General features: G+C 68.8%; 22 protein-coding genes. 13 read left to right on the top strand and 9 right to left on the bottom strand.

The genetic code is table 11. The annotated features are described in order from the left end of the window. Nucleotides 1-45: 45 nt before the first annotated feature. From QO015_RS08010 to QO015_RS08020, 3 genes are read left to right on the top strand one after another with little or no spacing between them, the layout of a single operon-like run. On the top strand, nucleotides 46-975 hold the full coding sequence (locus tag QO015_RS08010; protein ID WP_266280207.1) for a dihydrodipicolinate synthase family protein: 930 nt from the start codon (nucleotides 46-48) through the stop codon (nucleotides 973-975). Between the two features lie 11 nt (nucleotides 976-986). Next, nucleotides 987-2,231 carry an NAD(P)/FAD-dependent oxidoreductase gene (locus QO015_RS08015; protein WP_266280206.1) on the top strand — a complete coding sequence of 415 codons (1,245 nt, stop codon included), beginning with the start codon at nucleotides 987-989 and terminating at the stop codon, nucleotides 2,229-2,231. Between the two features lie 2 nt (nucleotides 2,232-2,233). Continuing rightward, complete coding sequence (locus tag QO015_RS08020) at nucleotides 2,234-3,247, top strand: 4-hydroxyproline epimerase (protein WP_266280205.1); 1,014 nt, start codon at nucleotides 2,234-2,236, stop codon at nucleotides 3,245-3,247. 25 nt (nucleotides 3,248-3,272) lie between these two features. Here QO015_RS08020 and QO015_RS08025 read toward each other — a convergent pair whose 3' ends face one another. Both QO015_RS08025 and QO015_RS08030 read right to left on the bottom strand, forming a co-directional pair. Then, on the bottom strand, nucleotides 3,273-3,605 hold the full coding sequence (locus tag QO015_RS08025; protein WP_266280204.1) for a hypothetical protein: 333 nt from the start codon (nucleotides 3,603-3,605) through the stop codon (nucleotides 3,273-3,275). A 322-nt stretch (nucleotides 3,606-3,927) separates the two neighbouring features. Next, a complete protein-coding gene (locus QO015_RS08030; RefSeq protein WP_266280203.1) occupies nucleotides 3,928-4,827 on the bottom strand; it encodes a hypothetical protein in 900 nt (299 codons plus the stop codon). A 129-nt stretch (nucleotides 4,828-4,956) separates the two neighbouring features. Between QO015_RS08030 and QO015_RS08035 the strand changes: the two genes are divergently transcribed. After that, nucleotides 4,957-6,624 carry a thiamine pyrophosphate-binding protein gene (locus tag QO015_RS08035; protein WP_266280201.1) on the top strand — a complete coding sequence of 556 codons (1,668 nt, stop codon included), beginning with the start codon at nucleotides 4,957-4,959 and terminating at the stop codon, nucleotides 6,622-6,624. Nucleotides 6,625-6,772: 148 nt separating this feature from the next. Further along, on the top strand, nucleotides 6,773-8,194 hold the full coding sequence (locus QO015_RS08040; protein ID WP_266280199.1) for an alanine/glycine:cation symporter family protein: 1,422 nt from the start codon (nucleotides 6,773-6,775) through the stop codon (nucleotides 8,192-8,194). On the opposite strand, the gene xseA is transcribed toward QO015_RS08040, so the two are convergent. Beyond that, nucleotides 8,191-9,738: an exodeoxyribonuclease VII large subunit gene (xseA, locus tag QO015_RS08045; protein ID WP_266280198.1), complete on the bottom strand. Its 1,548-nt coding sequence runs from the start codon at nucleotides 9,736-9,738 to the stop codon at nucleotides 8,191-8,193. The genes QO015_RS08040 and xseA overlap by 4 nt on opposite strands. Nucleotides 9,739-9,883: 145 nt before the next feature. Here xseA and QO015_RS08050 point away from each other — a divergent pair, with 145 nt between their 5' ends. The 3 genes from QO015_RS08050 to QO015_RS08060 all read left to right on the top strand — a co-directional run bounded on the left by QO015_RS08050 (nucleotide 9,884) and on the right by QO015_RS08060 (nucleotide 13,570). Next, nucleotides 9,884-10,636, top strand: a complete 753-nt coding sequence (locus tag QO015_RS08050; RefSeq protein ID WP_266280197.1) for a 16S rRNA (uracil(1498)-N(3))-methyltransferase — start codon at nucleotides 9,884-9,886, stop codon at nucleotides 10,634-10,636. A gap of 251 nt (nucleotides 10,637-10,887) precedes the next feature. Then, the gene (locus QO015_RS08055; RefSeq protein ID WP_266280196.1) at nucleotides 10,888-11,907 is read left to right on the top strand and encodes a Fe(3+) ABC transporter substrate-binding protein; all 1,020 of its coding nucleotides are present in this window, start codon (nucleotides 10,888-10,890) and stop codon (nucleotides 11,905-11,907) included. After that, nucleotides 11,885-13,570, top strand: coding sequence for an ABC transporter permease (locus QO015_RS08060; RefSeq protein ID WP_266280194.1), 1,686 nt, complete (start codon nucleotides 11,885-11,887; stop codon nucleotides 13,568-13,570). Before QO015_RS08055 ends, QO015_RS08060 begins: the two co-directional genes overlap by 23 nt. A 36-nt stretch (nucleotides 13,571-13,606) precedes the next feature. Here QO015_RS08060 and QO015_RS08065 read toward each other — a convergent pair whose 3' ends face one another. Together QO015_RS08065 and QO015_RS08070 are read right to left on the bottom strand one after the other, a co-directional pair. After that, complete coding sequence (locus QO015_RS08065) at nucleotides 13,607-15,070, bottom strand: TadE/TadG family type IV pilus assembly protein (RefSeq protein ID WP_266280193.1); 1,464 nt, start codon at nucleotides 15,068-15,070, stop codon at nucleotides 13,607-13,609. A 163-nt stretch (nucleotides 15,071-15,233) separates the two neighbouring features. Next, entirely contained in the window at nucleotides 15,234-17,210 is a 1,977-nt protein-coding gene (locus QO015_RS08070; protein WP_266280192.1) for an acetoacetate--CoA ligase, read from the bottom strand. A 165-nt stretch (nucleotides 17,211-17,375) separates the two neighbouring features. Between QO015_RS08070 and QO015_RS08075 the strand changes: the two genes are divergently transcribed. From QO015_RS08075 to QO015_RS08095, 5 genes are all read left to right on the top strand, one after another. Continuing rightward, on the top strand, nucleotides 17,376-19,130 hold the full coding sequence (locus QO015_RS08075) for an AsmA family protein (protein WP_266280191.1): 1,755 nt from the start codon (nucleotides 17,376-17,378) through the stop codon (nucleotides 19,128-19,130). 96 nt (nucleotides 19,131-19,226) lie between these two features. Then, the gene (locus tag QO015_RS08080) at nucleotides 19,227-19,790 is read left to right on the top strand and encodes an EF-hand domain-containing protein (protein WP_266280189.1); all 564 of its coding nucleotides are present in this window, start codon (nucleotides 19,227-19,229) and stop codon (nucleotides 19,788-19,790) included. Nucleotides 19,791-19,934: 144 nt separating this feature from the next. Then, a complete protein-coding gene (locus QO015_RS08085; RefSeq protein ID WP_266280187.1) occupies nucleotides 19,935-20,540 on the top strand; it encodes an RNA polymerase sigma factor in 606 nt (201 codons plus the stop codon). Further along, nucleotides 20,537-20,965 (top strand): hypothetical protein, encoded by a 429-nt coding sequence (locus QO015_RS08090; protein WP_266280186.1) that lies wholly within the window; start codon nucleotides 20,537-20,539, stop codon nucleotides 20,963-20,965. Before QO015_RS08085 ends, QO015_RS08090 begins: the two co-directional genes overlap by 4 nt. Beyond that, a complete protein-coding gene (locus QO015_RS08095; protein ID WP_266280184.1) occupies nucleotides 20,962-21,399 on the top strand; it encodes a periplasmic heavy metal sensor in 438 nt (145 codons plus the stop codon). The genes QO015_RS08090 and QO015_RS08095 overlap by 4 nt, the downstream gene beginning before the upstream one ends. On the opposite strand, the gene QO015_RS08100 is transcribed toward QO015_RS08095, so the two are convergent. The 4 genes from QO015_RS08100 to QO015_RS08115 form a co-directional block, all read right to left on the bottom strand. Then, entirely contained in the window at nucleotides 21,400-22,698 is a 1,299-nt protein-coding gene (locus tag QO015_RS08100; protein WP_266282406.1) for an MATE family efflux transporter, read from the bottom strand. It lies immediately after the preceding gene. 73 nt (nucleotides 22,699-22,771) lie between these two features. After that, the gene (locus QO015_RS08105; RefSeq protein WP_266280182.1) at nucleotides 22,772-23,353 is read right to left on the bottom strand and encodes a DUF2239 family protein; all 582 of its coding nucleotides are present in this window, start codon (nucleotides 23,351-23,353) and stop codon (nucleotides 22,772-22,774) included. Nucleotides 23,354-23,430: 77 nt separating this feature from the next. After that, nucleotides 23,431-24,249, bottom strand: coding sequence for an ABC transporter permease subunit (locus QO015_RS08110; protein WP_266280181.1), 819 nt, complete (start codon nucleotides 24,247-24,249; stop codon nucleotides 23,431-23,433). 10 nt (nucleotides 24,250-24,259) lie between these two features. Next, entirely contained in the window at nucleotides 24,260-25,174 is a 915-nt protein-coding gene (locus QO015_RS08115) for an ABC transporter permease subunit (RefSeq protein WP_266280180.1), read from the bottom strand. Nucleotides 25,175-25,184: the final 10 nt, after the last annotated feature.

Genomic DNA, 25,184 nt, shown 5'->3' on the forward strand with positions numbered 1-25,184 from the left:
TACAAACTGTCGACACGACGAGATCGAGGCAGAGGGACAGCGACGATGAATCCGAAAGAGAGCTGGAAGGGTGTATTTCCGGCGGTGACCACCCAGTTCCGCGCGGATTTCTCCGTCGATCTCGAGGCGACGGCCAAGGTGATCGAGGCGCTGATCGCCGACGGCGTTTCCGGCCTCATCATCTGCGGCACGGTCGGCGAGAACTGCTCGCTCTCGCAGGCCGAAAAGGTCTCGCTGGTCGAGATGGCGGTGACCACCGCCCGCGGCCGCGTCCCGGTAATCTCGGGCCTTGCCGAGTATACCAGCGCGCTGGGCTCGGCCTATGCCCGCGAGGCGACCCGCGTCGGCGTCAACGGCCTCATGGTCATGCCCGCCATGGTCTATCCGGCCAAGCCGCGCGAGACGCTCGACCATTTCACCACGATCGCGCGCGCCACCGACACGCCGATCATGATCTACAACAACCCGCCGAGCTATCGCACGGACGTGACGCCGGCGATGCTGGCCGGGCTCGCCGACATCGACACGATCGTCGCCTTCAAGGATTCGTCGGGCGACACCCGCCGTATCGTCGATGTGCGCAACATGACCGGCGACCGCTTCATCCCCTTCTGCGGCCTCGACGACGTGGTGCTGGAATGCGTGGCGCTCGGCGCCGTCGGCTGGGTCTCGGGCATGTCCAACGTCTTCCCGCGCGAAGGCGAGACGCTGTTCCGCCTGGTGCGCGACGGCCGCTATGCCGAGGCGATGCCGCTCTATGACTGGTTCATGCCGATCCTGCATCTCGACGCCCGCCCGGATCTCGTGCAGGCGATCAAGTATTGCGAAAAGTATCTCGGCCGCGGCACCGACCTGACCCGCCCGCCGCGCCTCGCGCTCGACGCTGCCGAGAAGGCCGAGCTCGACGCGGTCATGGAAAAGGCGCTAGCGACGCGGCCGGCCCTGCCCGAGACCGGCCTGCCGGCGGCCGCCTGACGGCGGCGGCGTTGCGCATCGCGGTCATCGGCGGCGGCCTCGTCGGCGCCGCCACGGTCCACGCCCTCCTCGACGAAGGTCACGCGGTCGACTGGCTCGACCGCTCCGGCCTCGCCGCGGGCGCTTCAGCCGGCAATGCCGGCTGGATCGCGCATATGGATATCTTGCCGCTGGCCTCGCCCAAGGTCTGGCGGCAGTTGCCGCGCTGGCTGCTCGATCCGCTCGGCCCGCTCTCCATCCGCCCCTCCTATCTGCCAAAGCTCGCGCCCTTCCTGGCACGCTTCGTCGCGGCGAGCCGGGGCGACCGCATCGAAGCCTCGACGCGCGCCATCACCGCGCTGAACGGCCTCTCACTCCCGGCCTGGGAGCGGCGGCTCAACGCGCTGGGGCTTTCTTCGCATCTGCGCCGCAAGGGCATCCTCTCCGTCTGGCCGAGCCTTGCCGAGGCCGACGCGGCCAAGGCTCTCCTCGCGCGTCAGGCATCGCTCGGCATCGACGTCGAATGGCTGGACCGGGAAGCGCTCGTCGCACTCGAGCCGGCGCTCGGCCCGAAGGCGGCCAAGGGTGCGCTCTATGGCAGCGGCTGCCACGTCTCCGATCCAAAGGCGCTGACGCTCGATCTCGGCCACGTCGCAATGGAGCGCGGCGCTCGCCTCCTCGCCATGGACGTCGTCGCGGTGAAGCCGCAGGAAGGCGCCGTGGCCCTCGTGACCGGCATGGACAGCCTCGCGCTCTACGACCGCGTGGTCATCGCGGCCGGCGCCTGGTCGAAGCCCCTCGCCGCCTCCGTCGGCGACGCCGTGCCGCTCGACACCGAGCGCGGCTACAACGTCACGCTTCCGGCGGGCCAGCTCGGCCTCACGCGCCCGGTGATGTATGAGGGCCAGGGCTTCGTCACCACCCCGCTCGACAGCGGCGACCGCATCGGCGGTAGCGTCGAGTTCGCCGGGCTGGAGGCACCGCCGAACTATGCGCGCGTCGATGCCATCCTCGGGCGCGCCCGCCGTTTCTTGCCCGATGCCGATCTTTCCGGCGGCACGCGCTGGATGGGCTTCCGGCCGTCGATTCCGGATTCGCTGCCCGTGATCTCGACGTCGACCCGCGACCCGCGTGTGATCCACGCTTTCGGCCACGGCCATTACGGCTTGACGCAGGCGGCTGCCAGCGCGGAAATCGTCGCCGACCTCGTCGCCGGCCGCGCGCCTTCGATCGATCCCGCCCCTTATTCCGTCACCCGCTTCGCCAGGAGATTCTGACCATGGCCCGCCATTCGTTCTTCTGCATCGACGGCCATACCTGCGGCAATCCGGTGCGCGTGGTGACGGGCGGTTCGATCCCGGTCCTCCATGGCGCGACCATGTTCGAGAAAAGGCAGCATTTCCTCGCCGAGTTCGACTGGATCCGGAAGAGCCTCTGCTTCGAGCCGCGCGGCCACGACATGATGTCCGGCTCGATCCTCTATCCGCCCTCGTCCGACGCCTATGACACGGCGATCCTGTTCATCGAGACCTCGGGCTGCCTGCCGATGTGCGGCCACGGGACGATCGGCACCGTGACCACCATCATCGAGCACGGCCTCGTGACGCCGAAGACGCCGGGCCTGCTTCGGCTCGAGACGCCGGCCGGGCTCGTCGAGGCCCGCTATGTCCAGAACGGCCCCTATGTGGAGAGCGTCACGCTCACCAACGTTCCGTCCTTCCTGCTCGGGCGCGGCTACGAGGTCGAGGTCGATGGCATCGGCACGCTCACCGTCGATGTCGCCTATGGCGGCAATTTCTATGCGATCGTCGAGAGCCAGCCGAACTACGCCGACCTCTCCGATCTCGAGCCCTCGGACATCGTACGGCTCTCGCCGAAGCTGCGCGCCGCGTTCAACGCGCGCCATTCGATCGTGCATCCCGAGAATCCGGCGCTGAACCGGCTGACGCATGTACTGTGGACCGGCAAGCCGAAGAACGAGGGCTCCTCGGCCCGCAACGCCGTCTTCTACGGCGACAAGGCGATCGACCGCTCGCCCTGCGGCACCGGCACCTCGGCGCGGCTCGCGCAGCTCTTCGCCACCGGCCGCCTCCAGGAGGGCGAGGCCTTCGTGCATGAGAGCATCATCGGCTCGACCTTCACCGGCCGCGTTGCCGGCACCACGACGGTCGGCGGCAAGCCTGCGATCATCCCCACCATCGAGGGCTGGGCGCGGGTGACCGGCTACAACACGATCTTCGTCGATGATCGCGACCCGTTCTGGGCCGGCTTCCAGGTCGTGGACGGCGCCTGAGCGCCGCCCACCTCTTCTTCTGCCGTCAGCGGACCCAGGCGCCGGGCACATAGACCCAGCGGCCGCCGCGCCAGACCCAACGCGCCGGGCGCCAGCGCCAGCCAGGGCGCCCGCGCACCCAGCGGCCCGAGACCCAGACATAGCGGCCACGGCTCCAGGTCCAGTGACCCGGGTTCCACACCCAGCCGCGGCGCGGTGGCGGCAGGGGCTCGCGCCGCATCGGCGGCGGGGCATACATGCGGCCGGGTGGCGGCCCCCATTGCGCCTCCGCCTCCTCCGGAAGCACGAGGCTCGCCGCCGGCGCCGCGAGAGCGGCGGCGAACAGCCCGCGCAGCAGGGATCGTCTCGAGAGCGTCACGTCACATCCTCCAGTTCGGGCGCCGCTTTCGCCGCGCCATAGACCCGCCGACGGCTGATACGCAGGAGCGGCGCCGTTCCGTCACTGCGATGACGATTTCATGGAAGGGCCCGGGGGCTTCGCACAGCGTCACTTGATCCCCCCGCACACTAGACCCCCCTCCCTGGCCCTCCCCCCTGCGCGAGAGAGGGGACGCGGCCGCAACGGGCTTCCAGGCCTTTTTCTATCCGGATCGTGGCGCCGTCGATGCAGCCCGCGAACTGCCCTCTCTCCCGCGCAGCGGGAAAGAGATGGAGAGGGGGTCATTGGAAGACGGCGGCACTCAAACCGGGTAGCCGTGCCGGGCGAGGAACAGCTTCAGCCGGTCGGGGAATTTGAGGACGCGGAGATCGGCTTTCGGGCAGCGGTCGAGGTCGTCGCCGCTGAGGCAGGCTTCTTCGCCCGCATCGGCGGCGTAGTCCCAATGATCGAGGAGCGCCTGATAGGCGGCGGCGCCCGTACCGGCGCGGATGCTCTGCGCCACCCAGCCGGCGAGGAAGCCGGGGGAGGACCAGCGCGTCTCCGGATCGCCGCCATCCTCCAGTTCGTTCAGCCAGTCGCGGTGGGCGACGCGGAAGCGCGGCTCGGCGCTGACATCGACCACCTTGCCGTCGCGCACGGCATGGATGACGAGCGGCGCGGCGCTGCAGGCATAGCAGTCGAAGGCATAGAGGAAGGCGTCGTCGAGCGTCGCGATCTCGGCCACCCCGTCGCCGTCGACATCCTTGAGATAGTCGCCGTCGCCGTCGAAATTGCCGACCGCGATCGCCGTCCAGCCTTTCGGCCCCTCTTCGGCGACCACGACCCGCGTGCAGCAATGAGCGCCGCCGGAATAGGAGGAGAAATAGACCTCCTTGCCGAGGCGATAGGGATCGATCTCGGCGATGGAGGCGCTCGCCGCCGGGGCGTCCATACCGGACGGGACGCCGATGGTCTCGAGCAGCATCGTGGCGCCGCGGGAGATCGTGAGCACCGGCACATCGCGGTCAAGGTCGAGATTCGGCCGCCGCTCATAGGAAAGCCGCAGCGACAGGCCGGAATCGGACAGCGTCGCGGCGCGCTCGCCCGGCGCGAATTCCGTCGTCGGAAAGGGAGGGCCGCCCTCCCCGGCCGCGAAGGCAGCAAGGGGGGCTGCCGACAGCGCAAGGGCGGCGAGGACGGAACGGAGCGGACCAGCGCGCAAGGGGGCGTCTCCTCGGGATTCGCCCCATGCTAGGCGCGGGATCGGGGCGCGAACAGGGCCGGCGCTTGCCGGGCGCTCGCGGAGTTCGCTAAGTTCTCCGGCGACGTCCCGCCACCGGAGTGCCTCCCCTTGACCTCGCCCGCAACGCCGCGCACCGGCGGCCAGCTCATCGTCGACATGCTGGCCGCGAACGGCGTCGACCGGGTCTTCACCGTGCCGGGCGAGAGCTTCCTCGCCGTTCTCGACGCGCTCGCCGACAGCGCCATCGACATCGTCAATGCCCGCCACGAGGGCGGCGCGGCGATCATGGCCGAAGCAGACGGCAAGCTGACCGGCCGGCCGGGCATCGCCATCGTCACGCGCGGGCCGGGCGCGACCAACGCCGCCGCCGGCCTCCATATTGCGCGGCAGGATTCGACGCCGATGATCCTGCTCGTCGGCCAGATCGCGCGCGGCCACCGGGAGCGCGAGGCGTTCCAAGAGATCGACTACCGGCGCATGTTCGGCGAGGTCGCCAAATGGGTGGTCGAGATCGACAGCGCCGACCGCATTCCCGAACTGCTGTCGCGCGCCTTCCATGTCGCGACGTCCGGCCGGCCGGGCCCGGTCGTGCTGGCGCTGCCCGAGGACATGCTTCGCGAACAGGCCGCCGCGACGCTGCCGCCTGCCTTCGAGCCGGTCGAGACCTATCCGGGCCTGACGCAGACGGCGCAATTGCAGAAGCTGCTGTGGGCGGCCGAGCGTCCCTTCGTCATCGCCGGCGGATCGCGCTGGAGCGACAAGGCCGTCGGCTCGCTGCGCCGTTTCGCCGAGCGCTTCGACCTGCCGGTCGGCGTCTCGTTCCGCCGGCAGGGCCTCTTCGACCACGAGCATCCGAACTATGCCGGCGATATCGGGCTCGGCATCAATCCGGCGCTCGCGGCCCGCATCCGCAATGCCGACCTCCTGCTGCTCGTCGGCGGGCGCATGAGCGAGGTGCCGTCTTCGGGCTACACGCTGATCGAGTCGCCCGAGCCGAAGCAGAAGCTGGTCCATGTCCATGCGAGCGCCGAAGAACTCGGCCGCGTCTACCGGCCGACGCTCGCCATCAACGCGACGCCGAACGGTTTCGCGGCGCAGCTCGAAGTCGTGCATCCGCCGGTTGCGATCCGCTGGGGCGAGGAAACGCGTGCCGCCAACGCCGCCTATCGGGCCTGGTCCGACCCGGCGCCGCGGGCCGTGGCCGGCGTCGAGATCGGCGCCATGATCCGCGCGCTGCGCGCGGCGCTGCCGGAGGATGCCATCGTCAGCAACGGCGCCGGCAACTATGCCGGCTGGCTGCACCGCTATTTCCGCTTCCGCGGCCCCGGCACGCAGCTCGCGCCGACCTCGGGCTCGATGGGCTACGGCCTTCCGGCGGCGATCGCAGCGAAGCTGCGCCATCCGGAGCGCATGGTCGTGGCACTCGCCGGCGACGGCTGCTTCCAGATGACGGGGCAGGAGTTCGCCAGCGCGGCGCAGGAAGGTGCGGCCGTGATCGCGATCGTCGTCGACAACGGCATGTACGGCACGATCCGCGCCCATCAGGAGCGCGCCTATCCCGGCCGCGTCTCGGCCACGGCGCTGAAGAACCCCGATTTCGCCGCGCTCGCCAGCGCTTATGGCGGGCATGGCGAGACGGTGGAGCGCACGGAAGATTTCGCGGCCGCCTTCGCCCGCGCAGCCGCGAGCGGGCTGCCGTCGATCCTGCATGTGAAGAGCGATCCCGAGGCGATCTCACCGACCGCGACGATCAGCGGGTTGAGGGCGGCCACCTAGCGAACGCCGTCGTCCGATCGCTCCCCGCCGCCGTGGATTGCGCCGGCAAATCGGATGCGCCGCTCTCGCGCATCGTGCACAGTCGTCACCGGGTGGGGATTTCCGCCGCGGCGAGGGGGCTCGCGGCAAGGCAAAACGGGGCGCGGCCATGTCGGCCATCATCGACTTTCTGAACACGATCTTCTGGGGCTATGTCCTGATCTACGGCCTGCTGGCGGTGGGCGTCTATTTCACCTTCCGCCTCGGCTTCCTGCAGATCCGGCATTTCCCCGAATTCATCAGGGTGGTGACGCGCGCACCCGAGACGGACGCGTCCGGGATCACGCCGTTCCAGGCGCTCTGCACGAGCCTCGCCTCGCGCGTTGGCACGGGCAACCTTGCCGGTGTCGCCGTCGCCATGACGCTCGGCGGCCCCGGCGCGCTGTTCTGGATGTGGATCGTCGCCGCGCTCGGCATGGCGACGGCCTATGCTGAGAGCACGCTCGCGCAGCTCTTCAAGGTGCGCGGCCAGACCGGCGAATTCCGCGGCGGCCCGGCCTTCTACATCGCGCGCGGCCTGAACGCGCCCTGGGCCGCCGTCATCTTCGCGGTCTGCCTGCTGCTCGTGTTCGGATTCGTCTTCAACGCGGTGCAGGCCAATTCCATCGCCGAGGCGATGAACGGAGCGTTCGGCGTTCCGAAGCTCGGCGTCGGCGCCGCGGTCGCGCTGCTGTCCGCCGTCGTCATCTTCGGCGGTATCAAGGCGATCGCCCGGTGGGCGGAATATGTCGTGCCGTTCATGGCCGTCGCCTATCTCGGCGTCGCCGCCTATGTGATCATCGCCAACATCACCGAAGTGCCCGCCGCGTTCATGCTGATCTTCAAGAGCGCGTTCGGCCTCGATCAGGCGGCCGGCGGCATTGCCGGCGCCATGCTGAACGGCGTCAAGCGCGGCCTCTTTTCCAACGAGGCGGGCATGGGCTCGGCGCCGAACATCGCCGCGGCCGCGACGCCCAACCCGCACCATCCTTCCTCGCAGGGCATGGTGCAGGCGCTCGGCGTCTTCATTGACACGATCCTCATCTGCACGGCGACCGGCATCATGATCCTGCTGTCGGGCGCGCTCGTCCCCGGTGGCGCCCTCACGGGAACGCCGCTGACGCAGGCTGCGCTGACCGCCGAGATCGGCGCGGCCGGGCACACCTTCATCGCGGTGGCCATCTTCTTCTTCGCCTGGACCTCGGTACTCGGCAACTATTCCTATGCCGAGAACGCCCTCGTCTATCTCGGCCTCGACAACCGCGCCGGACTGACCATCGCCCGCCTCGGCCTCCTCGCCATGGTGATCTGGGGTTCCTACGAGAGCGCGGCGACCGTCTTCAATGCGGCGGACGCCTCGATGGGGCTGATGGCGTCGATCAACCTCGTCGCGATCTGCCTGCTCTCGCCGCTCGTCGTGAAGCTGACGCGGGACTACTTCACGCAGAACCGCAGCGGCTCGCCCGTCTTCGACCCGGCCGCCTATCCGGAGCTCGACGGCATGATCGACGCGGAGATCTGGAAGCTGCCGGTGTCCCGCCCGGCCGACTAGAACAGGCTCCCCTGCCCCGCCGGCTTCGCCGCCTTGCCCTTCGGCCTCGGGCGCCCCGGCGCGCCCGAGGCCGTCGCCTCGACCTTGCCGTCGTGGAAGGCGATGGCCAACGCGTCGCCCGGGGACACCGCGGAGGCCGAGCGGATCGGCGCGCCGGCCTCGTCGGTCACGAGCGCGAAGCCGCGCGCCAGCACGCTGCGATAGGAGAGCGTCTCGGCGAGGCGCCAGGCGCGGTCGAGCCGGTCGCGCTGCCGCTCGACGACGCGGACGAAGGCGCGCCCCGTGCGGCCGTCGATCTCCGCGAGGCGGTCGCGGCCGCGCCCGATCCGCTCGGCGATCGGCTCGATGCGGAGACGGCCGGCGCTGCGCAGATAAAGCGCACGCTTGCGTTCGGCATGGGTTTCCAGCGCCCGTCCCTGCCTCTGCGCCAGCGACGCGAGGCGGTCGGCAGCACGCTCCAGTCGTCGCGCCAGTGTCGTCGGCGTCAGCTGCGCCGCGGAACGGCCGAGCCGGGCCCGGTGGGCGAGCGTGTTGGCGTGGAGCGAGCGGGAAAGCCGCGCCGCCAGCTCGTCGAAGCTGCGGCGCGGCACGGCGAGGAGATCGTCGAGCCGCGGCAGGCCGCGCGTCGCGGTGCGCAGCTCGCGCCGCCTGGTCTCGATCTGGCGAAAGGCGGCGCCCTCGAGGCGCGCGCCGAGCGTTCCCACAGCCGCGACGAGATCGGCCCGCACCGGCACGGCCATCTCGGCCGCGCCGGTCGGCGTCGGTGCGCGCAGATCGGCCGCGAAATCGATCAGCGTGGTGTCGGTCTCGTGGCCGACCGCCGAAATGAGCGGGATATCGGAGGCCGCCGCGGCGCGCACTACGGCCTCCTCATTGAAGCCCCAGAGGTCTTCGAGGCTACCGCCGCCGCGCGCGACGATGAGCACGTCAGGCCGCGGAATCGGGCCGCCGGCAGGGAGCGCGTTGAAGCCGGCGATGGCGGCGGCGACCTCGGCAGCCGAGGTCTCGCCCTGCACCCGCACCGGCCAGACGAGCACACGGACGGGAAAACGGTCCGACAGACGATGCAGGATGTCGCGGATGACGGCGCCGGTCGGCGAGGTCACGACACCGATGACGCGCGGGAGATAGGGAATCGGCCGCTTGCGCGCCTCGTCGAAGAGGCCCTCGGCGGCGAGGCGGCGGCGGCGCTCGTCGAGCAGCGCCATCAGCGCCCCGATGCCGGCCGGCTCCAGAGCCTCGATGACGATCTGGTATTTCGACGAACCCGGGAAGGTGGTGAGCTTGCCGATGGCGATCACCTCCATCCCCTCCTCGGGGCGGAAGCGGAGCCGCGCGAAGGTCGTCCGCCAGATGACGGCCTCGAGGCGGGCGCGCTCGTCCTTCAGCGCGAAATAGGCGTGGCCCGATGAATGCGGCCCGCGATAGCCGGAGATCTCGCCGCGCACACGCACATGGCCGAATGTCTCCTCGACGGTGCGCTTCAGGGCGGCCGAGATTTCGGAGACGGAGAATTCGGCGACGTTGGACTGAGGCTCGGCCATAGGCGCTCCGCTCCCTGCTTGCTCGCCTCTGGTTGCCGCGCGGAACGCGGCGGGTCAAGCCGGAGCGTGCCTGCCGAACGCTGCGCATGCTTGCCCACCGCCGCGCGCGCTTGCCGGCGGGCGCGACGGCGACTATCCCTCGGCCATGTCCCGCTATGACTTCACGACCCAGAGGCTGTTCCTCGACGCCCCTCTCGCCGCCGGCGCCGGCATCGCGCTCGACCGCGACCAGGCCAACTATCTCGTCAACGTGCTGCGCATGACGGCCGGCGCGCCGGTGCTCGTGTTCAACGGGCGCGACGGCGAGTGGCTCGCCCGCCTCGCCGGCGACCGCAAGCGCGCCAGCCTCCTCGTCGAAAGCGAGACGCGGGCGCAAACCGCGGCCGGCACGCTCGACTACCTCTTTGCGCCGCTGAAGCAGGCGCGGCTCGACTACATGGTGCAGAAGGCCGTGGAGATGGGCGCGGCGCGGCTGCGGCCCGTCATCACGCGGCGGACGCAGGTGACCCGGCTCAACGAGGACCGGCTGCGCGCCAACGCCATCGAAGCCGCGGAACAGTGCGGCATCCTCGCCATTCCCGACATCGCCGCGCCTGTCACGCTCGCCGCCTGCCTCGCCGACTGGGAAAAGGCCGAGGCTGGACGCCGCATCGTCTTTTGCGACGAGGACGAATCGGGCGCCGACCCGATCGCGGTGCTGAGGGCGCTACCACCCTCGCCGCTGGCCGTACTGATCGGGCCCGAGGGCGGCTTCTCCCCGGAGGAGCGGGCCGAGCTCAAATCCCTGCCCTTCGTGAGCTCGATCGCGCTCGGCCCGCGAATCCTCAGGGCCGATACGGCGGCGGTGGCCGCGCTGGCGCTCGTTCAGGCCGCGGTCGGCGACTGGCGGGAGGGATAAAGCCAAGCATCGAGGAAAGGATCACGCGATCGTGATCCCTGCTTGATAAGTCTGCCTTCGCATCACTTCCGGCGCACCGACAAGGCATAAGCGCCGAAGCTGGAATCGCTCCAGCTTGGAATCGCTCCAAGTTATTGTTTCTGCTGGTATTCTGGTTGACGCCGGCAGCGTCCGGATGGGAAAGGGCGTGGCGTTGGGGCCGTGCATGACGGTCCCTCGGCCCATTCCGCCCACCCATGACGGAGACCCTCATGACGACCCGCTTCATCGGAGCCGCGCTTCTCGGCCTCGCGCTCGCAACGCCGGCGCTCGCCGACGGCACCGTGAACATCTACACGACGCGCGAGCCCGCCCTGATCCAGCCGCTCCTCGACAGCTTCACTGCCGATACCGGCATCGCGGCGAAAGTGGTGTTCGTCAAGGAAGGCCTCGCGCAGCGCGTCGAAACCGAGGGCGCCAACTCTCCCGCCGATCTCCTCAGCGTCGTCGACTACGGCAATCTGATCGAGCTCGTCGATCGCGGGCTGACGCAGCCGGTCGATTCGGCCGCGCTCAACGAGGCGATCCCCGCCAATCTCCGCGATCCGGCCGGCAACTGGTTCGCCCTCTCGATGCGCGCCCGCGTCATCTATGCCGCCAAGGACCGCGTCACCGACGAGACGCTGACCTATGAGGATCTCGCCGATCCGCGCTTCAAGGGCGAGGTCTGCATCCGCTCGGGCCAGCACCCCTACAACACCTCGCTCATCGCCGCGATGATCGCCAAGGACGGCGTCGACGCGACGCGCACCTGGCTGGAAGGCGTCAAGGCCAATCTCGCCCGCAAGGCCGGCGGCGGCGACCGCGACGTGGCGCGCGACATCCTCGCCAATCTCTGCGATGTCGGCATCGGCAATTCCTATTATGTCGGGCTGATGCGCAGCGGCGCCGGCGGCGAGGAGCAGAAGGCCTGGGGCGAGGCGATCCGCGTGATCCTGCCGACCTTCAAGGACAAGGCTGGTACGCATGTGAACATCTCGGGTGCAGCGGTCGCGAAGAACGCGCCCAACCGCGACAACGCCGTGAAGCTGCTCGAGTACCTCGCATCGGAGAAGGCGCAGGAGATCTACGCCAAGGCGAATTTCGAATATCCGGTCCGGCCGGGCGTCGCCGCCGACCCGATCATCGCCGCGCTCGGCCCGCTGACGGTTGATCCGCTGCCGCTCACGGATATCGCCAAGCACCGCGTCGAGGCGAGCGAACTGGTCGATGCAGTCGGCTTCGACGGCTGAGGCCCCGCCCGCCGCATTCAATGCTGCACCCTCGCCGGTCCGGAGGCTTCTCGCCACCGACCGGCGCGGGTTTGTCTTCTGCCTCGTTGTCGCGGGGCTGGCGCTGCTTCCGGTCGCGGGGCTCGTCAGTTTCGCCATCGGCGGGGGCGGCCGGGTCTGGCCGTCGCTGATCGCCAATGTCCTGCCGCGCGCCGCGCTGACGACGGCGACGCTGCTCATCGGCGTTGCGCTGGTCGCTGCGCTCGTCGGCATCGGCACGGCCTTTCTCGTCGCGCGCTGCCGCTTTCCGGGGCGGTCGGTCTTCGAATGGGCGCTGCTGCTGCCGCTCGCGATGCCGACCTATGTCATGGCCTATGCCTGGCTCGACGTGATCCATCCGCTGGGACCGCTGCCCACGATACTGCGGGCCCTCCTCGGGATCGACGACCCGCGCGGCCTGCCGCTTCCGGAATTGCGCTCGGCCGGCGGCGCGATCTTCGTCATCGGCCTCGTGCTCTATCCTTATGTCTATCTCCCCGTGCGCGCGCTGCTCCTGATGCGCTCGGCGGCGCTCGGCGAGGCGGCGAGGACGCTCGGCGCCGGTCCGCTGCGCATCTTCTTCGGCGTCAGCCTGCCGACCGTCTGGCCGGCGGCGGCGCTCGGCCTCGCGCTCGTGATGCTGGAGACGCTCAACGATATCGGCGCCTCGGAATTCCTCGGCATCCGCACGCTGACGGTCGCCGTCTACACCACCTGGACGGTGCGCGGCTCCATCGAGGGCGCCTCGCAGATCGCCCTGGCCATGCTGGCGATCGTCGTGCTGGTCATGGCGCTCGGGCGCCTTGCCCGCCGCAATCTCCCCGCCCAGTCCGGGCGCACGCAGCGCCGCACCAGCGAGCGTCGGCTCCGCCCGCTCGGCGGCAGCCTCGCCTTCGGCGCCTGCGCGCTGCCGATCCTCCTCGGCTTCGGCGTTCCAGGCAGCTATCTCGCCGGCGCGGCTCTGTCGCGCTTCATGGAGCGCGGCATTCCGGCCGGGCTTCTTTCCGCCGCCCTCAACAGTGTCGTGCTCGCCGGCCTCACCGCCGCGATCACGGTCGCGGCCGGGCTCGCGCTGGCGATCGCCGTGCGCGGCGCGCGCAACCCGGCCGTGGCGCCGCTCGCCGGCGTCGCCGGGCTCGGCTATGCCATGCCGGGCACGGTGCTGGCGGTCGGGCTGCTGGTGCCCGTGGCGGCGCTCGACAACCGGATTGCAGATCTCGTTCGGGCGATGACGGGCGAGGCGATCGGCCTCGTGCTGATCGGCTCCGGCGCGGCGCTGCTGCTCGCGCTGTCGCTGCGTTTCCTCACGATCAGCGCCCGTACGCTCGACGCCGGTCTCGAGCGGATCAGCCGCTCGATCGACGGGGCCGCGCAGAGCCTCGGCGCCAGCCGGCGGCGCATCGCCCGCGACATCCATCTGCCGCTGCTCGCCCCGCCCCTCGCCTCGGCGGCGATCCTCGTCTTCGTCGATGCGATGAAGGAACTGCCGGCGACGCTGCTGCTGCGACCGCTCGATTTCGAGACGCTGGCGACCAGCCTCTATGGCGAGGCGGCGCGCGGAACGCATGAGGACGGCGCCATGGCCGCCCTCATGATCGTGCTCGTCGGCCTCGCGCCGGTGATCGCGCTGATCCGCCGGCGTTGAGCCCAAGAGCTCTTGCTGGCTCGCCGCGCGCAGCTCCTATCGGGTGAGGCGCAGATTGTTCATGTCCTCCGCGATCTGGCCAAAGGCGGCGAGCAGCGCGGTTGCGTCCTGGGCGTCGAAGTAGTTGTTGGCACTTGTCGCGCAGGCCTGCAGCATGGCCTTGGCGGTGGCTGCACCCGTAACCGTATCCGGTAGAGCGTAAGCCACGGTATAGAGTTCGATGTTCTTTGCCTTGATGTTGGCGCAGAGCTCGGCTGTGTAGGTGTTGCCCTGCGTCGAGTTGGGAGAGCCATCGCTGTTGTTGGACGCGACATGCTTGCCGGCGGAATCGACCTTGGACGTGTTGAGGCCATCCGTCATCAGGACGATCGCCTTCGTCGGATTGAGATTTCGGCCGGTGGTGTCATAAGCCGCCGCATCCGTGATCGGCGTCGCCGCGGAGATCACATTGAAGCCCCAGGCAAGTCCAGCCGGCAGGAAGGTCTGGTCGATATCCTTCGTGGTCATCGCGTCGATGGCCGCGTTGACCGTCGAGACCGTGCTCGTCAATGGCGTGAACTGCGTCGGGCAGCGCTTGTAGTCGCCGCTCGTCGTAGAGAACACGAAACCCGGATAGACGCGCGCCGGATTATCATCCTTCACATTGTCCGGGTATTTCGGCGAGCCGACGCAGCCGTTCCACTTGTAGTTCGTGGTTGTGGCAGTCGAACAGCTGGTGACCGGCGGGTCGAGCGTGACGGTGCGGCAGTTGGTGCTCGCCGTCGTCGAACAGGTAGCGGTGTACGGGACGCCGTCCTTGTATTTCGTGCAGGAATAGGTCGTCGTCGTGTTGTCGCAGACCTTCTTCGTGGTCTGCGTCGTACAGGTCGGAGTCGAGGTCGAGGAATAGTCCGCGGGGACGCTGACCCAAGGCTGGGAGCGGTTGGCGAGGCCGACATTCACCGTCGAGCCATAGGGGACGACCGCGATCTTCACGTCGGCCTTGGCGTCCGCGGTGATCTTCGAAACGAGGCTTTTCGCAGCGGTCTTCAGCGCGGTGATCTTCGTGCCGCTCATCGAATCCGTCGTGTCGAGGACGAGGGCCACTTCCAGCTTGTTGACGCTGCGGATCGCCTCGCTCAGCACCGAGATCGGCATGCTCTCGACGCCGATGATGTTGGTGAGCGTCGTCGGGACATTCGCCGAGGCGGTGACGGTGACCTTGCCGTCCTTCTGCGTCAGCGAGTCGATCTTCCAGTCCTTGATCGTGCTGTCGTCGGTCAGCTTGGCCGACAGCCAGTCATTGACCAGTGTCGTCGCAGCGGCATCCGTCATGGTGGGCTTGGAGCCGACGGCGAGCACGGCGGCGTCGAGCGTATCGGCGAGGTGCGAATGCGCCATCGCCGTGCGGCCATAGTCGATCGCGACACCCGTGGCGGCGACGACCGGGATCGCCGCCAGCCCGAAGATCACGGCGACATTGCCTCGCCGGTCCCGGCGAAAGAGTTTCAGAAGAGACATGGCAGCACCCCACCGCAACGCGCGACGCAGCCATAAGCGAACCGCAACCGTAAACGAGAACTTAATCGAACTTCTACAGTTTAGTTCGCAATTAACGGGTGATTTTCTTCAAACCCGATAATCCGATCTATCTGTTTACGATTCGTCAACCATCCCGCCGCGCTCAGACCGCCAGTTCCGGCAGTTCGCGGAAGAGCGCCAGCGCCTCGGGATTGGCCAGCGCCTCCTGGTTCTTGACGGGGCGGCCATGCACCACCTCGCGTACGGCGAGTTCGACGATCTTGCCCGACTTGGTGCGCGGGATATCGACGACGGCCACGATGCGCGCCGGAACATGGCGGGGCGTGCAGCCGGTGCGGATGCGGGTGCGGATGAGTTGCTGCAGGGCGTCGTCGAGCTTGAGCCCGGGCCGGAGCCGGACGAAGAGCACCACGCGCACGTCGCCGTCCCAGTCCTGCCCGATCGCCAGAGCCTCGAGGACGTCCGGTATCTGTTCGACCTGGTTGTAGATCTCCGCCGTGCCGATGCGCACACCGCCGGGATTGAGCGTCGCATCCGAGCGGCCATGGATTACGAGGCCGCCATGGCGCGTCCATTCCGCGAAGTCGCCATGACACCAGACATTTTCGAAGCGCTCGAAATAGGCGGCGTGATAGCGCGCGCCGTCGGGATCGTTCCAGAAGCCGACCGGCATCGAGGGGAAGGGCTTGGTGCAGACGAGTTCGCCCTTGCCGCTGTCGAGATGCTTCCCGTCCTCGCTCCACACATCGACGGCGAGTCCGAGGCCCGGCCCCTGGATCTCGCCCTTCCAGACCGGCTTGTCAGGAATGCCGAGCACGAAGCATGAGACGATGTCGGTTCCGCCCGAGATCGAGGCGAGATGGACGTCGCGCTTGATGGCCTCATAGACGAAGGAGAAGCTCTCCGGCGCCAGCGGCGAGCCGGTGGAGGTGATGACCCTAAGCGCCGAGAGGTCGTGCGTTTCGCCGGGCTTGAGGCCGGCCTTGTGGACGCTGTCGATGAACTTCGCCGAGGTACCGAACATCGTCATCCGCTCGACTGCCGCATAGTCGAACAGGATGTTGCCGTCCGGATGGAAGGGCGAGCCGTCATAGAGCAGCAGCGTCGCGCCCGTCGCGAGGCCGGAGGCGAGCCAGTTCCACATCATCCAGCCACAGGTGGTGAAGTAGAACAGCCGGTCGCCGTCGCCGATGCCGCAATGGAGATGGATCTCCTTCAGATGCTGCAACAACGTGCCGCCGGCCGAATGCACGATGCATTTCGGGATGCCGGTCGTTCCCGACGAGAACATGATGTAGAGCGGGTGCGCGAAGGGCTGCGGCCTTGTCTCGACCTCCCTCGCGGCGAAGGGGGCGATGAAGGCGTCGAGCGTTTCAGCGCGCGGCAGCATCGCCGCGGTCGCCTCCGCGGTGCCGATATAGGGCACGATCACGACCTTGCGGACCGTCGGCAGCGCCGGCACGATCTCGGCCAGCTTGCCGGCGATGTCGATGACCTTGCCGCCGTAGTAGTAGCCGTCGCAGGCGATGAAGACCGTCGGCTCGATCTGGCCGAACCGGTCGAGCACGCCGCGTGGACCGAAATCCGGCGAACAGGACGACCACACAGCGCCGATCGAGGCGGCCGCGAGCATCGCGGCGATCGTCTCCGGCAGGTTCGGCATCATGGCGGCGACACGGTCGCCAGCCTTGACGCCCGCCGCCATAATGGCCTGCTGCAGGCGCGAGACCAATGCGGCGAGGTCGTCCCAGCTCATGCGGCGCTTGACGCGATCCTCGCCCCAGAAGACGAGCGCATCGCCGCTTCCGCGCCTCTTCAAGAGGTTCTCGGCGAAATTGAGCGAGGCGTCGGGAAAGAAGCGCGCGCCCGGCATGCGGTCGCCATCAAGAAGGCCGATGTCGCCCTTGTCGCCGACGACGCCGCAGAAGTCCCAGACGAGATCCCAGAACGCGGCCCGATCCTCGACCGACCAGCGATGCAGCGCATCATAGTCGCCCAGCGGCTGGCCGCTCCTCAGCGCCGCTTCCTCGCGGAAGCGGGTCATCGGATGGGTGGCGAGAGACGCCTTCGAGGGAACCCAGAGCGGGGTGTCCGTTGCAGCCGCGATCCCGTCAGTCATCCGCCCGCGCTCTCCCGATGCTGCGGCGCGGCGGCGCCGCCATGAAAGAATGGATAGCGGCGGCGGAAATGGCTGTCACGCGGAAAGCAGCGATGCGATTGTCCCTTGCGGCAACCGGCAATTCTGCCTATCCGAAAGGCACTTCGCGGAGCCGGCAATCAAGAGATGGGACGCGCATCCACCATTCTCGTCCGATGGGTCGCGCCGATCCTCGCCCTTGTCGCGGTGCTCGGCGTCGCCTTCTTGCTGTTCGCCCCCCGCCTCGTCTCGATCGAGGTGGTGCGGCGCTCGATGTCGCGCGAGATCGCCGGCTGGAGCGGGCGGAGCATGACTTTCGAAGGCACCCCCGAGGTTGCCTTCACGCCCTTCCTCACTGTCACCTTCCCGAAGGCCCGCATCGAATCCGCGCGCGACGGCACGCTGCTCGTCGACATGGACGCGCTCCGGGCGCAGGTGCCGCTGCTGCCGCTCATCTTCCGCGGGCGGATCGAGCCCAGCTCCTTCACCTTCCGCAAGCCGCATTTCCGCGTCAGCCGGGCCGCCGACGGCACCACCAACTGGGACTATCCGAGCGGCCTCGACGCGACCTCGCCCCTGCGCCAGTTGACCATCGTCGACGGCACGCTGGACTATGACGACGCCACCGGCCTCGGTGCCTCGCTCACGGCGATCAACGCGACGCTGGAATTGCCGGATCTGCGCCGTGCTGCCAGCATCCAGGGTTCGGCACGCTGGCAGGACCAGCCTTTCGTCCTTTACGCGGCGCTCGATTCGCCGGGCGCGCTCATCGCCGGCGAAGCGGCGAATGCGCGGATCGTGCTCGAATCCAACGTGCTGCGCGGCACGTATGACGGCAGCGTCCGGCAGCTCGACGGCCTCGCGGCCAACGGCCAGCTCTCTCTCTCGACATCGTCCGTCACCGAGCTCGCGCAGCTTTTTGGCCTGCCGACTGGCCGCATGCCACGGATCGGCGCGGCGTCGATCGCCTCCAGCGCCGGCTTCGCCCGCGGTGCGCTGACGCTCGGCGACGTGGCGCTCACCGTGAACGGCAACGAGGGCGTCGGCGCGCTGTCGCTGGCGCTCGGCGGCGACCGGCCGGCCGTGCAGGCGACGCTGGCCTTCGACGCGCTCGATGTCGGCAACACGATCGACGCGGTGCGCGCGATCATTGATACCTCGCGCCTCGCGCCCGACGCTCCGCTCGACTGGCCGAAGCTCGACAGGATCGATGCGGACGTCCGGATCTCGGCCGACCAGCTCCGGCTCGTGGGCGGGGCGACAAGCCGCGTGGCGGCCTCTCTGGCGCTGCGTGACGGCCGGCTCGACCTCGCCATCGGCGACATGCAGCTCTATGGTGGACGGCTGACGGCCAGCTTCTCATCGGAAATGCAGGGCGACGCGCCCTCTGGAAGCCTGCAGGCGCGCGTCGACGGTCTGGCGCTCAAGACGGCGCTGGGCGAACTAGCGGGCATCAATGCCATCGAAGGCAGCCTCAGCGGCACGCTCAGCCTGCAGGGACGGGGCGAAAGCTGGAACGCGCTGGTGGCCTCGCTGACCGGACGCGGCAGCGCATCGATCGCGCGAGGCACAATCCGGGGCATCGATCTTTCGGTGCTGACGGCCGGCAATGCCGCGATCCCGACGCTGATGGGACGGCTCTTCAACGGCAGCACCGCCTTTACCGCGGCCCGGGCCGACCTCTCGATTACCGGGCCGACCATCTCGGCGCCGGCGCTTACCGTCACCGGAGCCGGGTACAGCGCCGAGATGGCGGCCGAGGCAAGCCTCGGCGGTCCGGACATCCGCGCGCGGGGGACCGTCGAGCTCGCCGGGCGCCGCTCACCGCCGGCAAGCCTTCCCTTCGAGATCACGGGCAGCTGGAGCCATCCCGTCGTCGCACCAGCCGTCCCGACGCCGTGAAGAAAAAAACGCACCGGTCGCGTAGGGAGCACGGCGGCCGTTCGTGAAGGGGGTGAAGGACGCCGTCGGCGACCTCGGTTCCAGGAGTTCCACCCCATGAAGACCCTGCTTCTCGCCACCACCCTTGCCCTTGCTCCGGTGCTGGCGCTTCCTGCCGCCGCCGCGACCGATCCGGCACCCGCCGCCACGGCTTCGCCGCGCGCGCAGATGATGTTCTGGTATCTCGATCGCAACGGCGACGGCGTGATCGACGCGGCCGAGATCACCGCCTATCGCACCGCGCGGTTCGCCTCGCTCGACGCCAATGGCGACGGCAAGCTGACGCGCGACGAGGCGCTGGCGGGAATGAAGGGCGCCGGCCACGGCGGCAAGCATCGCCATGGCGGCAAGGCCATGGAAGCCAGGGGCGAGGCCGGCAAGGGCGGCGAGGCCGGAAAGGCGGAGCGCGAGCAGCGCCGCGCCGAGCGCCGGGAGCAGCGGCAGGAGCGCGCGCTCGAGCGTCTCGGCTTCACGGACGGCGTCACCGAGATCACCGTGGTCGAGTTCCTGAAGCAACCCATGCCGATGATCGGCCGCGCCGATGCGGACAAGAACGGCAGCATCACGAAGGACGAGTTCTTCGCGGCGGCCCGCAAGCGGGGCGCTTCCGTCCCGAACTGATCGGACGCGGCGATGACCGGGCAGGCCGCCTCTCGCCCTCAGCGGCGACCTGCCCCTCGCCCCGGGCGGCAGACTGCCCTTCGCCTTGGGCGGCAACCTGCCCTATCCTGCCTGCCGGGTCGCGCGGAGGGCGGCGCACGGCCGATGACGGACAAGACCAGCGATCAGGCAGACGACATCGAGCGCGCGCTCGTCGCCCGGCTGAAGGCCGGGGACGGGCGGGCGATCGACATGCTGATGCAGCGGCATGCGACGCGGCTCAGAATGCTGGCGCGCCGCATGCTGGGCCGTAACGACGAGGGCGACGATCTGGTGCAGGATGCGTTCATCGCGCTGTGGCGTCAGGCGGATCGCCTCGATCCCGAGCGCGGCGCGATCGGCGCCTGGCTGACCCGCGTCGTCGTCAACCGGGCCATCGACCGGGCGCGGCGCGCACGCTTTTTGCGTTTTATCGGCCTCGACAGCGCCCCGGACACGGCCGACGACCTGCCCGATCCGGAGCAGACGGCGAGTGCCCGGTCTGAGATCGCCGCGGTCAGGGCCGATCTCGAGGCTCTTCCGCCACGCCAGCGGGCGGCTATCCTGCTCGCCGCCGACGACGAGGCGAGCACGGCGTCAATCGCCGAGGCGCTCGGCCTCTCGGTCGGAGCGGCGGAGCAGCTTCTGGTGCGGGCGCGGCGCGCGCTCCGCCTTGCGGCGATGAAGCGGGCCGGGGCAGTCGAGGCAAAGGGAAAGGCGGAGCCATCATGACCAGCGACGAGACGGGACCCATGCGGCTCGTGGATTTCGCCGCGGCGCTCGACCGCCGTGGAGCGACGATCGGGCGCTGGCCGGCCGCCGAAAGGGTCGCGGCCGAGCGGCTGATCGCGGAAAGCGCCGAGGCGCGCGCCCTGCTCGAGGCTGCAGCCTCGGTCGACCGGGCCGTTGCCGGCCTGATGCAGCCGGGCGGTCCTCTGCCGCCGCTCGCCGGCCGCGCGGGGTCCACCCCCAAGGCACGGGCCGGCGTCGTGATGCCGTCCTGGCCGCGCCTCGCGGCTTTCGGCGGCGCCGCGCTCGCCGCTTCGCTGGTACTCGGCTTCGCGCTCGGCATTGCGCTGCCGCCGCCTGATGACGACGACGGCACGGATACGGTCTACATGGCCGTCAACGATACCGATCTCGGAGGCCTGATGTGACCCTCACCGGCCGCCCGGCCATCGCCGCGCTCGCGGTGCTGGCACTGTCGCTCATGGTCAACTGCGTGCTGATCGGCTTCCTCGTCGCGCGCAGCACCGAGCGGCCGCGGCCGGCGCCGGCCGAGCGCATCTCCGTCGTCGGTACGCGGCTGCTGCCGCCGCCGCTGCGCGCCGAGGTGTCGGACCGCCTCAAATCCGACGCGCCGAACCTGAAGGCGGCGGTGGCCTCGGTGCGCCAGGCCCGTCAGGCGGTGATCGCGGCAATGCGCGCCGAGCCTTATGACCGCGCTGGCGTCGCATCGGCGCTCGCGACCCTGCGCCAGCGCATCAATGCCCTGTCCGAACTCGGCGACGCCGCGATCCTCGACACGCTCGACGGCGCATCGCCTGACCTCCGCGCCAGGATCGGCCCGCAGCCGCGCCGTGGCGGATGATCAGATGAGCCGCTTGATCGGCTTCTTGCGCCAGACGAACCAGTAATAGGCCGACTGCATCGCCAGCATGGCGGCGAAGGCGACGGGATAGGCGATCCAGACACCATCGATGCCGAGCCGCGGCGCCAGCGCATAGGCGACGGGAACCTCGATGCCGACGATGGCGACGATCGCGATCGCCGTCGGCACCAGCACGGTGCCGCTCGCCCGCATCACGCCGGCGACGACCGCCGCGAGGCCGAACAGCACATAGCTCCACAGCGTGATGTGCAGCAGACGCTGCGCCAGTTCGATGACGGCCGGATCGGTGATGAAGAAGCCGATGATCCGCCGCGAGAAGAGATAGGCGAGAAGCACCAGCGATCCGCTGACGACGAGCGTCATGACGAGGCCGGTGCGCGTGATCTGGCCGAGGCGGTCGGCGCGGCCGGCGCCGATCGCCTGCGCGCCGAGGATCGAGGCGGTGATGGCGATCGAGATGGCTGGGAACTGCACATAGCTCACGACCTGGTTGACGGTGCCATAGGCGGCGGTCGCCTGGGAGCCGAAGGAATTGACCAGCGCCAGCACCGCGACCTCCGACAGCGAGACGAGGATGAGCTGGACGCCCGAGGGCAGGCCGATCTTCAGCACCGCGACGAGGATGGCGCGGTCGATGACGAGGCCACGAAGCAAGGTCGCGTCCGGCGCCAGCGGATGGCGACGACGGCGCAGGAACCAGGCGAGCCAGACCAGTGCTAGCAGGAAGGAGAGGATCGAGGCGACGGCGCCGCTTTCGACGCCGAGCTTCGGCAGGCCGAAGCTGCCGCGGATCAGCATCGGCGTGACGACGAGGCCGATCGCGGTCGAGAGCGCCAGCGCATAGAGCGGCGTCACCGTATCGCCGACGCCGCGCAGCATGGCGGTGAAGAGAAGGAACACGAAGAGGCCGGGCATGGCGACCAGCATGATGCGCGCATAGCCGGTGGCAGATGGAAGGATGTCGGCCGGCGTGCCGACGACCGCCAGCAGGCGCCCGGTGAAGAGCCCGCCGAAGGCGGCGACGAGCAGGCCGAACAGGATGGCGACGGCCAGCGTCGTGCCGGCGACGCGCTTCACCTCGTCGAATTTCTGCGCGCCGAAGGCCTGGCCGATCAGCACCGAGGCGCCGCTGCCGAGGCCGATGATGAAGGAGATGAAGAGGAACAGGATCGGGAAGAAGGCGGAGACGGCGGCGAGCGCCTCCACGCCGATCATCTGGCCGAGATAGACATTGTTGATCGTGCCCGACAGCGCCTGCAGGACGTTGGAGGCGATCATCGGGATGAGAAAGAGAAGGAAGGCCCGCCAGAGCGGACCTTCCGGGAGCAGCGTCGGCGCGCGGGCCACGTCGTCATCCTTCCTGCAGGGCAGGTTCGGCGAGGCGGCGCGCATGGTCGCGGATGTCTTCCGGCCACAACTCCGTCTCGGCATGGAAGCGCGCGCGATCACGGGCGAAGAGGGCGCGGCCCGCTTCCTCGAAGCCGGGGCGGTCGCCGGCCATCGCCGTCATGAAGCGGTTGGCCGCCTCCTGCGAGAGACGGACACGGCTTTCGCCATCGCCGTCGCGCCGGGCTGCCTCGACCAGCCGGCGCAGCGCCACCGAGGCGCCGCCCGGCTGCGCCGCCAGCCAGTCCCAATGCCGTGGCAGCAGCGTCACCTCGCGGGCGACCACGCCGAGCTTCGGACGGCCGGGGCCGCGCGGCGCCTCCGCCTCCGGCGCGCCGAGCGTCAGGCGGGCCCTCACCTCCTCGACCGAGCCGCGGAAGTCGACCTCGATCGGCCGGCTGGTCTCGTCGTCGAAAATGGCGATGGCGCCCGTCTCGCCGCGATCGAGCGCCGCCTTGGCCGCGGTGACCACATCCCCGAGCAGCCCCGAGGCGATGCGCTTCAGGCCGCAGAAGGCGGTGCAGGTGCGGTTGGGATCGGGCGTCATGACATGTCTCCGTGTTTGTCCGGGCTTTTACCCGGATGAAACACGTCCGTCAATATTACCCGGATGATTTATCCGGCTCAGCCCTGCATCGCCAGCCGTTCGGCCTTCTGCCGCTCGACCTCGCGCCGCTTGTTGAACAGCGACGCCGCGATGACGCCGATCGCGACGATCGTGATGAGGATGGTGCTGATGGCGTTGATCTCCGGCGTCACGCCGAACTTCACCTGGCTGAAGATCTTCATCGGCAGCGTCGTCGCGCCCGGTCCGGTCGTGAAGCTGGCGATGACGAGATCGTCGAGCGACAGCGTGAAGGCCAGCATCCAACCTGCGACGACGGCCGGCAGGATCAGCGGCAGCGTGATGACGAAGAACGTCTTGAAGGGCGGGCAGCCGAGATCGAGCGCCGCTTCCTCCAGGCTTCGGTCGAACACGACGAGCCGCGACTGCACGACGACGGCGACGAAGCACATGGTCAGCGTCGTATGCGCCAGCGTCACCGTCCAGAAGCCACGGTCGATGTCGATCGAGACGAAAAGGAGCAGCAGCGACAGGCCGGTAATCACGTCGGGCATCACCAGCGGCGCATAGATCATGCCGGAAAAGAGCGAGCGGCCGAGAAAGCGGCCGAACCGAACCATGGTGATCGCGGCGAGCGTGCCCAGAACGGTCGCCAGAGTCGCGGAAAGAAGGGCGAGGCGCAGCGTGATCCAGGCGGCGTCGAGCATCGCCTGGTCGTTCAGCAGCTCGACATACCAGCGCGTCGAGAAGCCGCCCCAGACCGTGACGAGCTTGGAATCGTTGAAGGAATAGATGACGAGGATGACGATCGGCGCGTAGAGGAAGGCAAATCCCAGCGCGACGGAGGTGGTATTGAACCAGCTCTGGCCCTTTCTCATCGCGCGTTCCTCATTTCGCTTCGCTCGCCTTCTGCGCGTTCTGGAAGAGGACGATCGGCACCACCAGGATCAGCAGCAGCACGACCGCGACCGCCGATGCGAGCGGCCAGTTGCGGTTGTTGAAGAACTCGTACCAGAGCGTCTTGCCGATCATCTTGGTGCCCGATCCGCCGAGAAGCTCGGGGATCACGAACTCGCCGGTGATCGGGATGAAGACGAGGAAGCAGCCCGCGACCACGCCCGGCAGCGAGATCGGGAAGGTGATCTTCCAGAACGCCTCGATCGGCGGGCAGCCGAGATCGGCGGCGGCTTCCAGCAGCGTCTCGTCCATCTTCTCCAGCGTCGCGTAGAGCGGCAGGATCATGAAGGGCAGATAGGAATAGACGATGCCGATATAGACGGCCCAGTCCGTCGTCAGGATCGTGATCGGCTGGTCAATGACGCCGAGCCAGAGCAGGAAGCCGTTGAGGAGGCCTTCGTTGCCGAGGATGCCGATCCAGGCATAGACGCGGATCAGGAACGAGGTCCAGAACGGCAGGATGACCATCATCACCAGCATCGACCGCCACTCGCGCGGCGCGCGGGCCATGCCATAGGCGATCGGATAGGCGACGAGGAGAATGAGGACCGTCGAGATCGCCGCGATCTTGAGGCTCGAGAGATAGGCCTCGACATAGCGCGGGTCGGTGAAGAGCGACAGGTGGTTGGCGAGCGTCAGCTGCTGGAGCTTGGCGAAGAAGCCCGCGATGCCGTCGGCGAAGTCGAAGACCGGCTTGTAGGGCGGCAACGCCCGGGCCCGCGTCGAGAAGGAAAGCTTGAGGACGTTGAAGAAGGGGATGAGAAAGAAGATCAGCAGCCAGGCAAAGGGGATGGCGACCAGCAGCCATCTCAGCTTTCCCGACCGGTCCTTCGCTTCCGCCGCCATCGCGTCCGCC

This window comes from Kaistia geumhonensis (assembly GCF_030815145.1).
Classification (GTDB): Bacteria; Pseudomonadota; Alphaproteobacteria; order Rhizobiales; family Kaistiaceae; genus Kaistia; species Kaistia geumhonensis.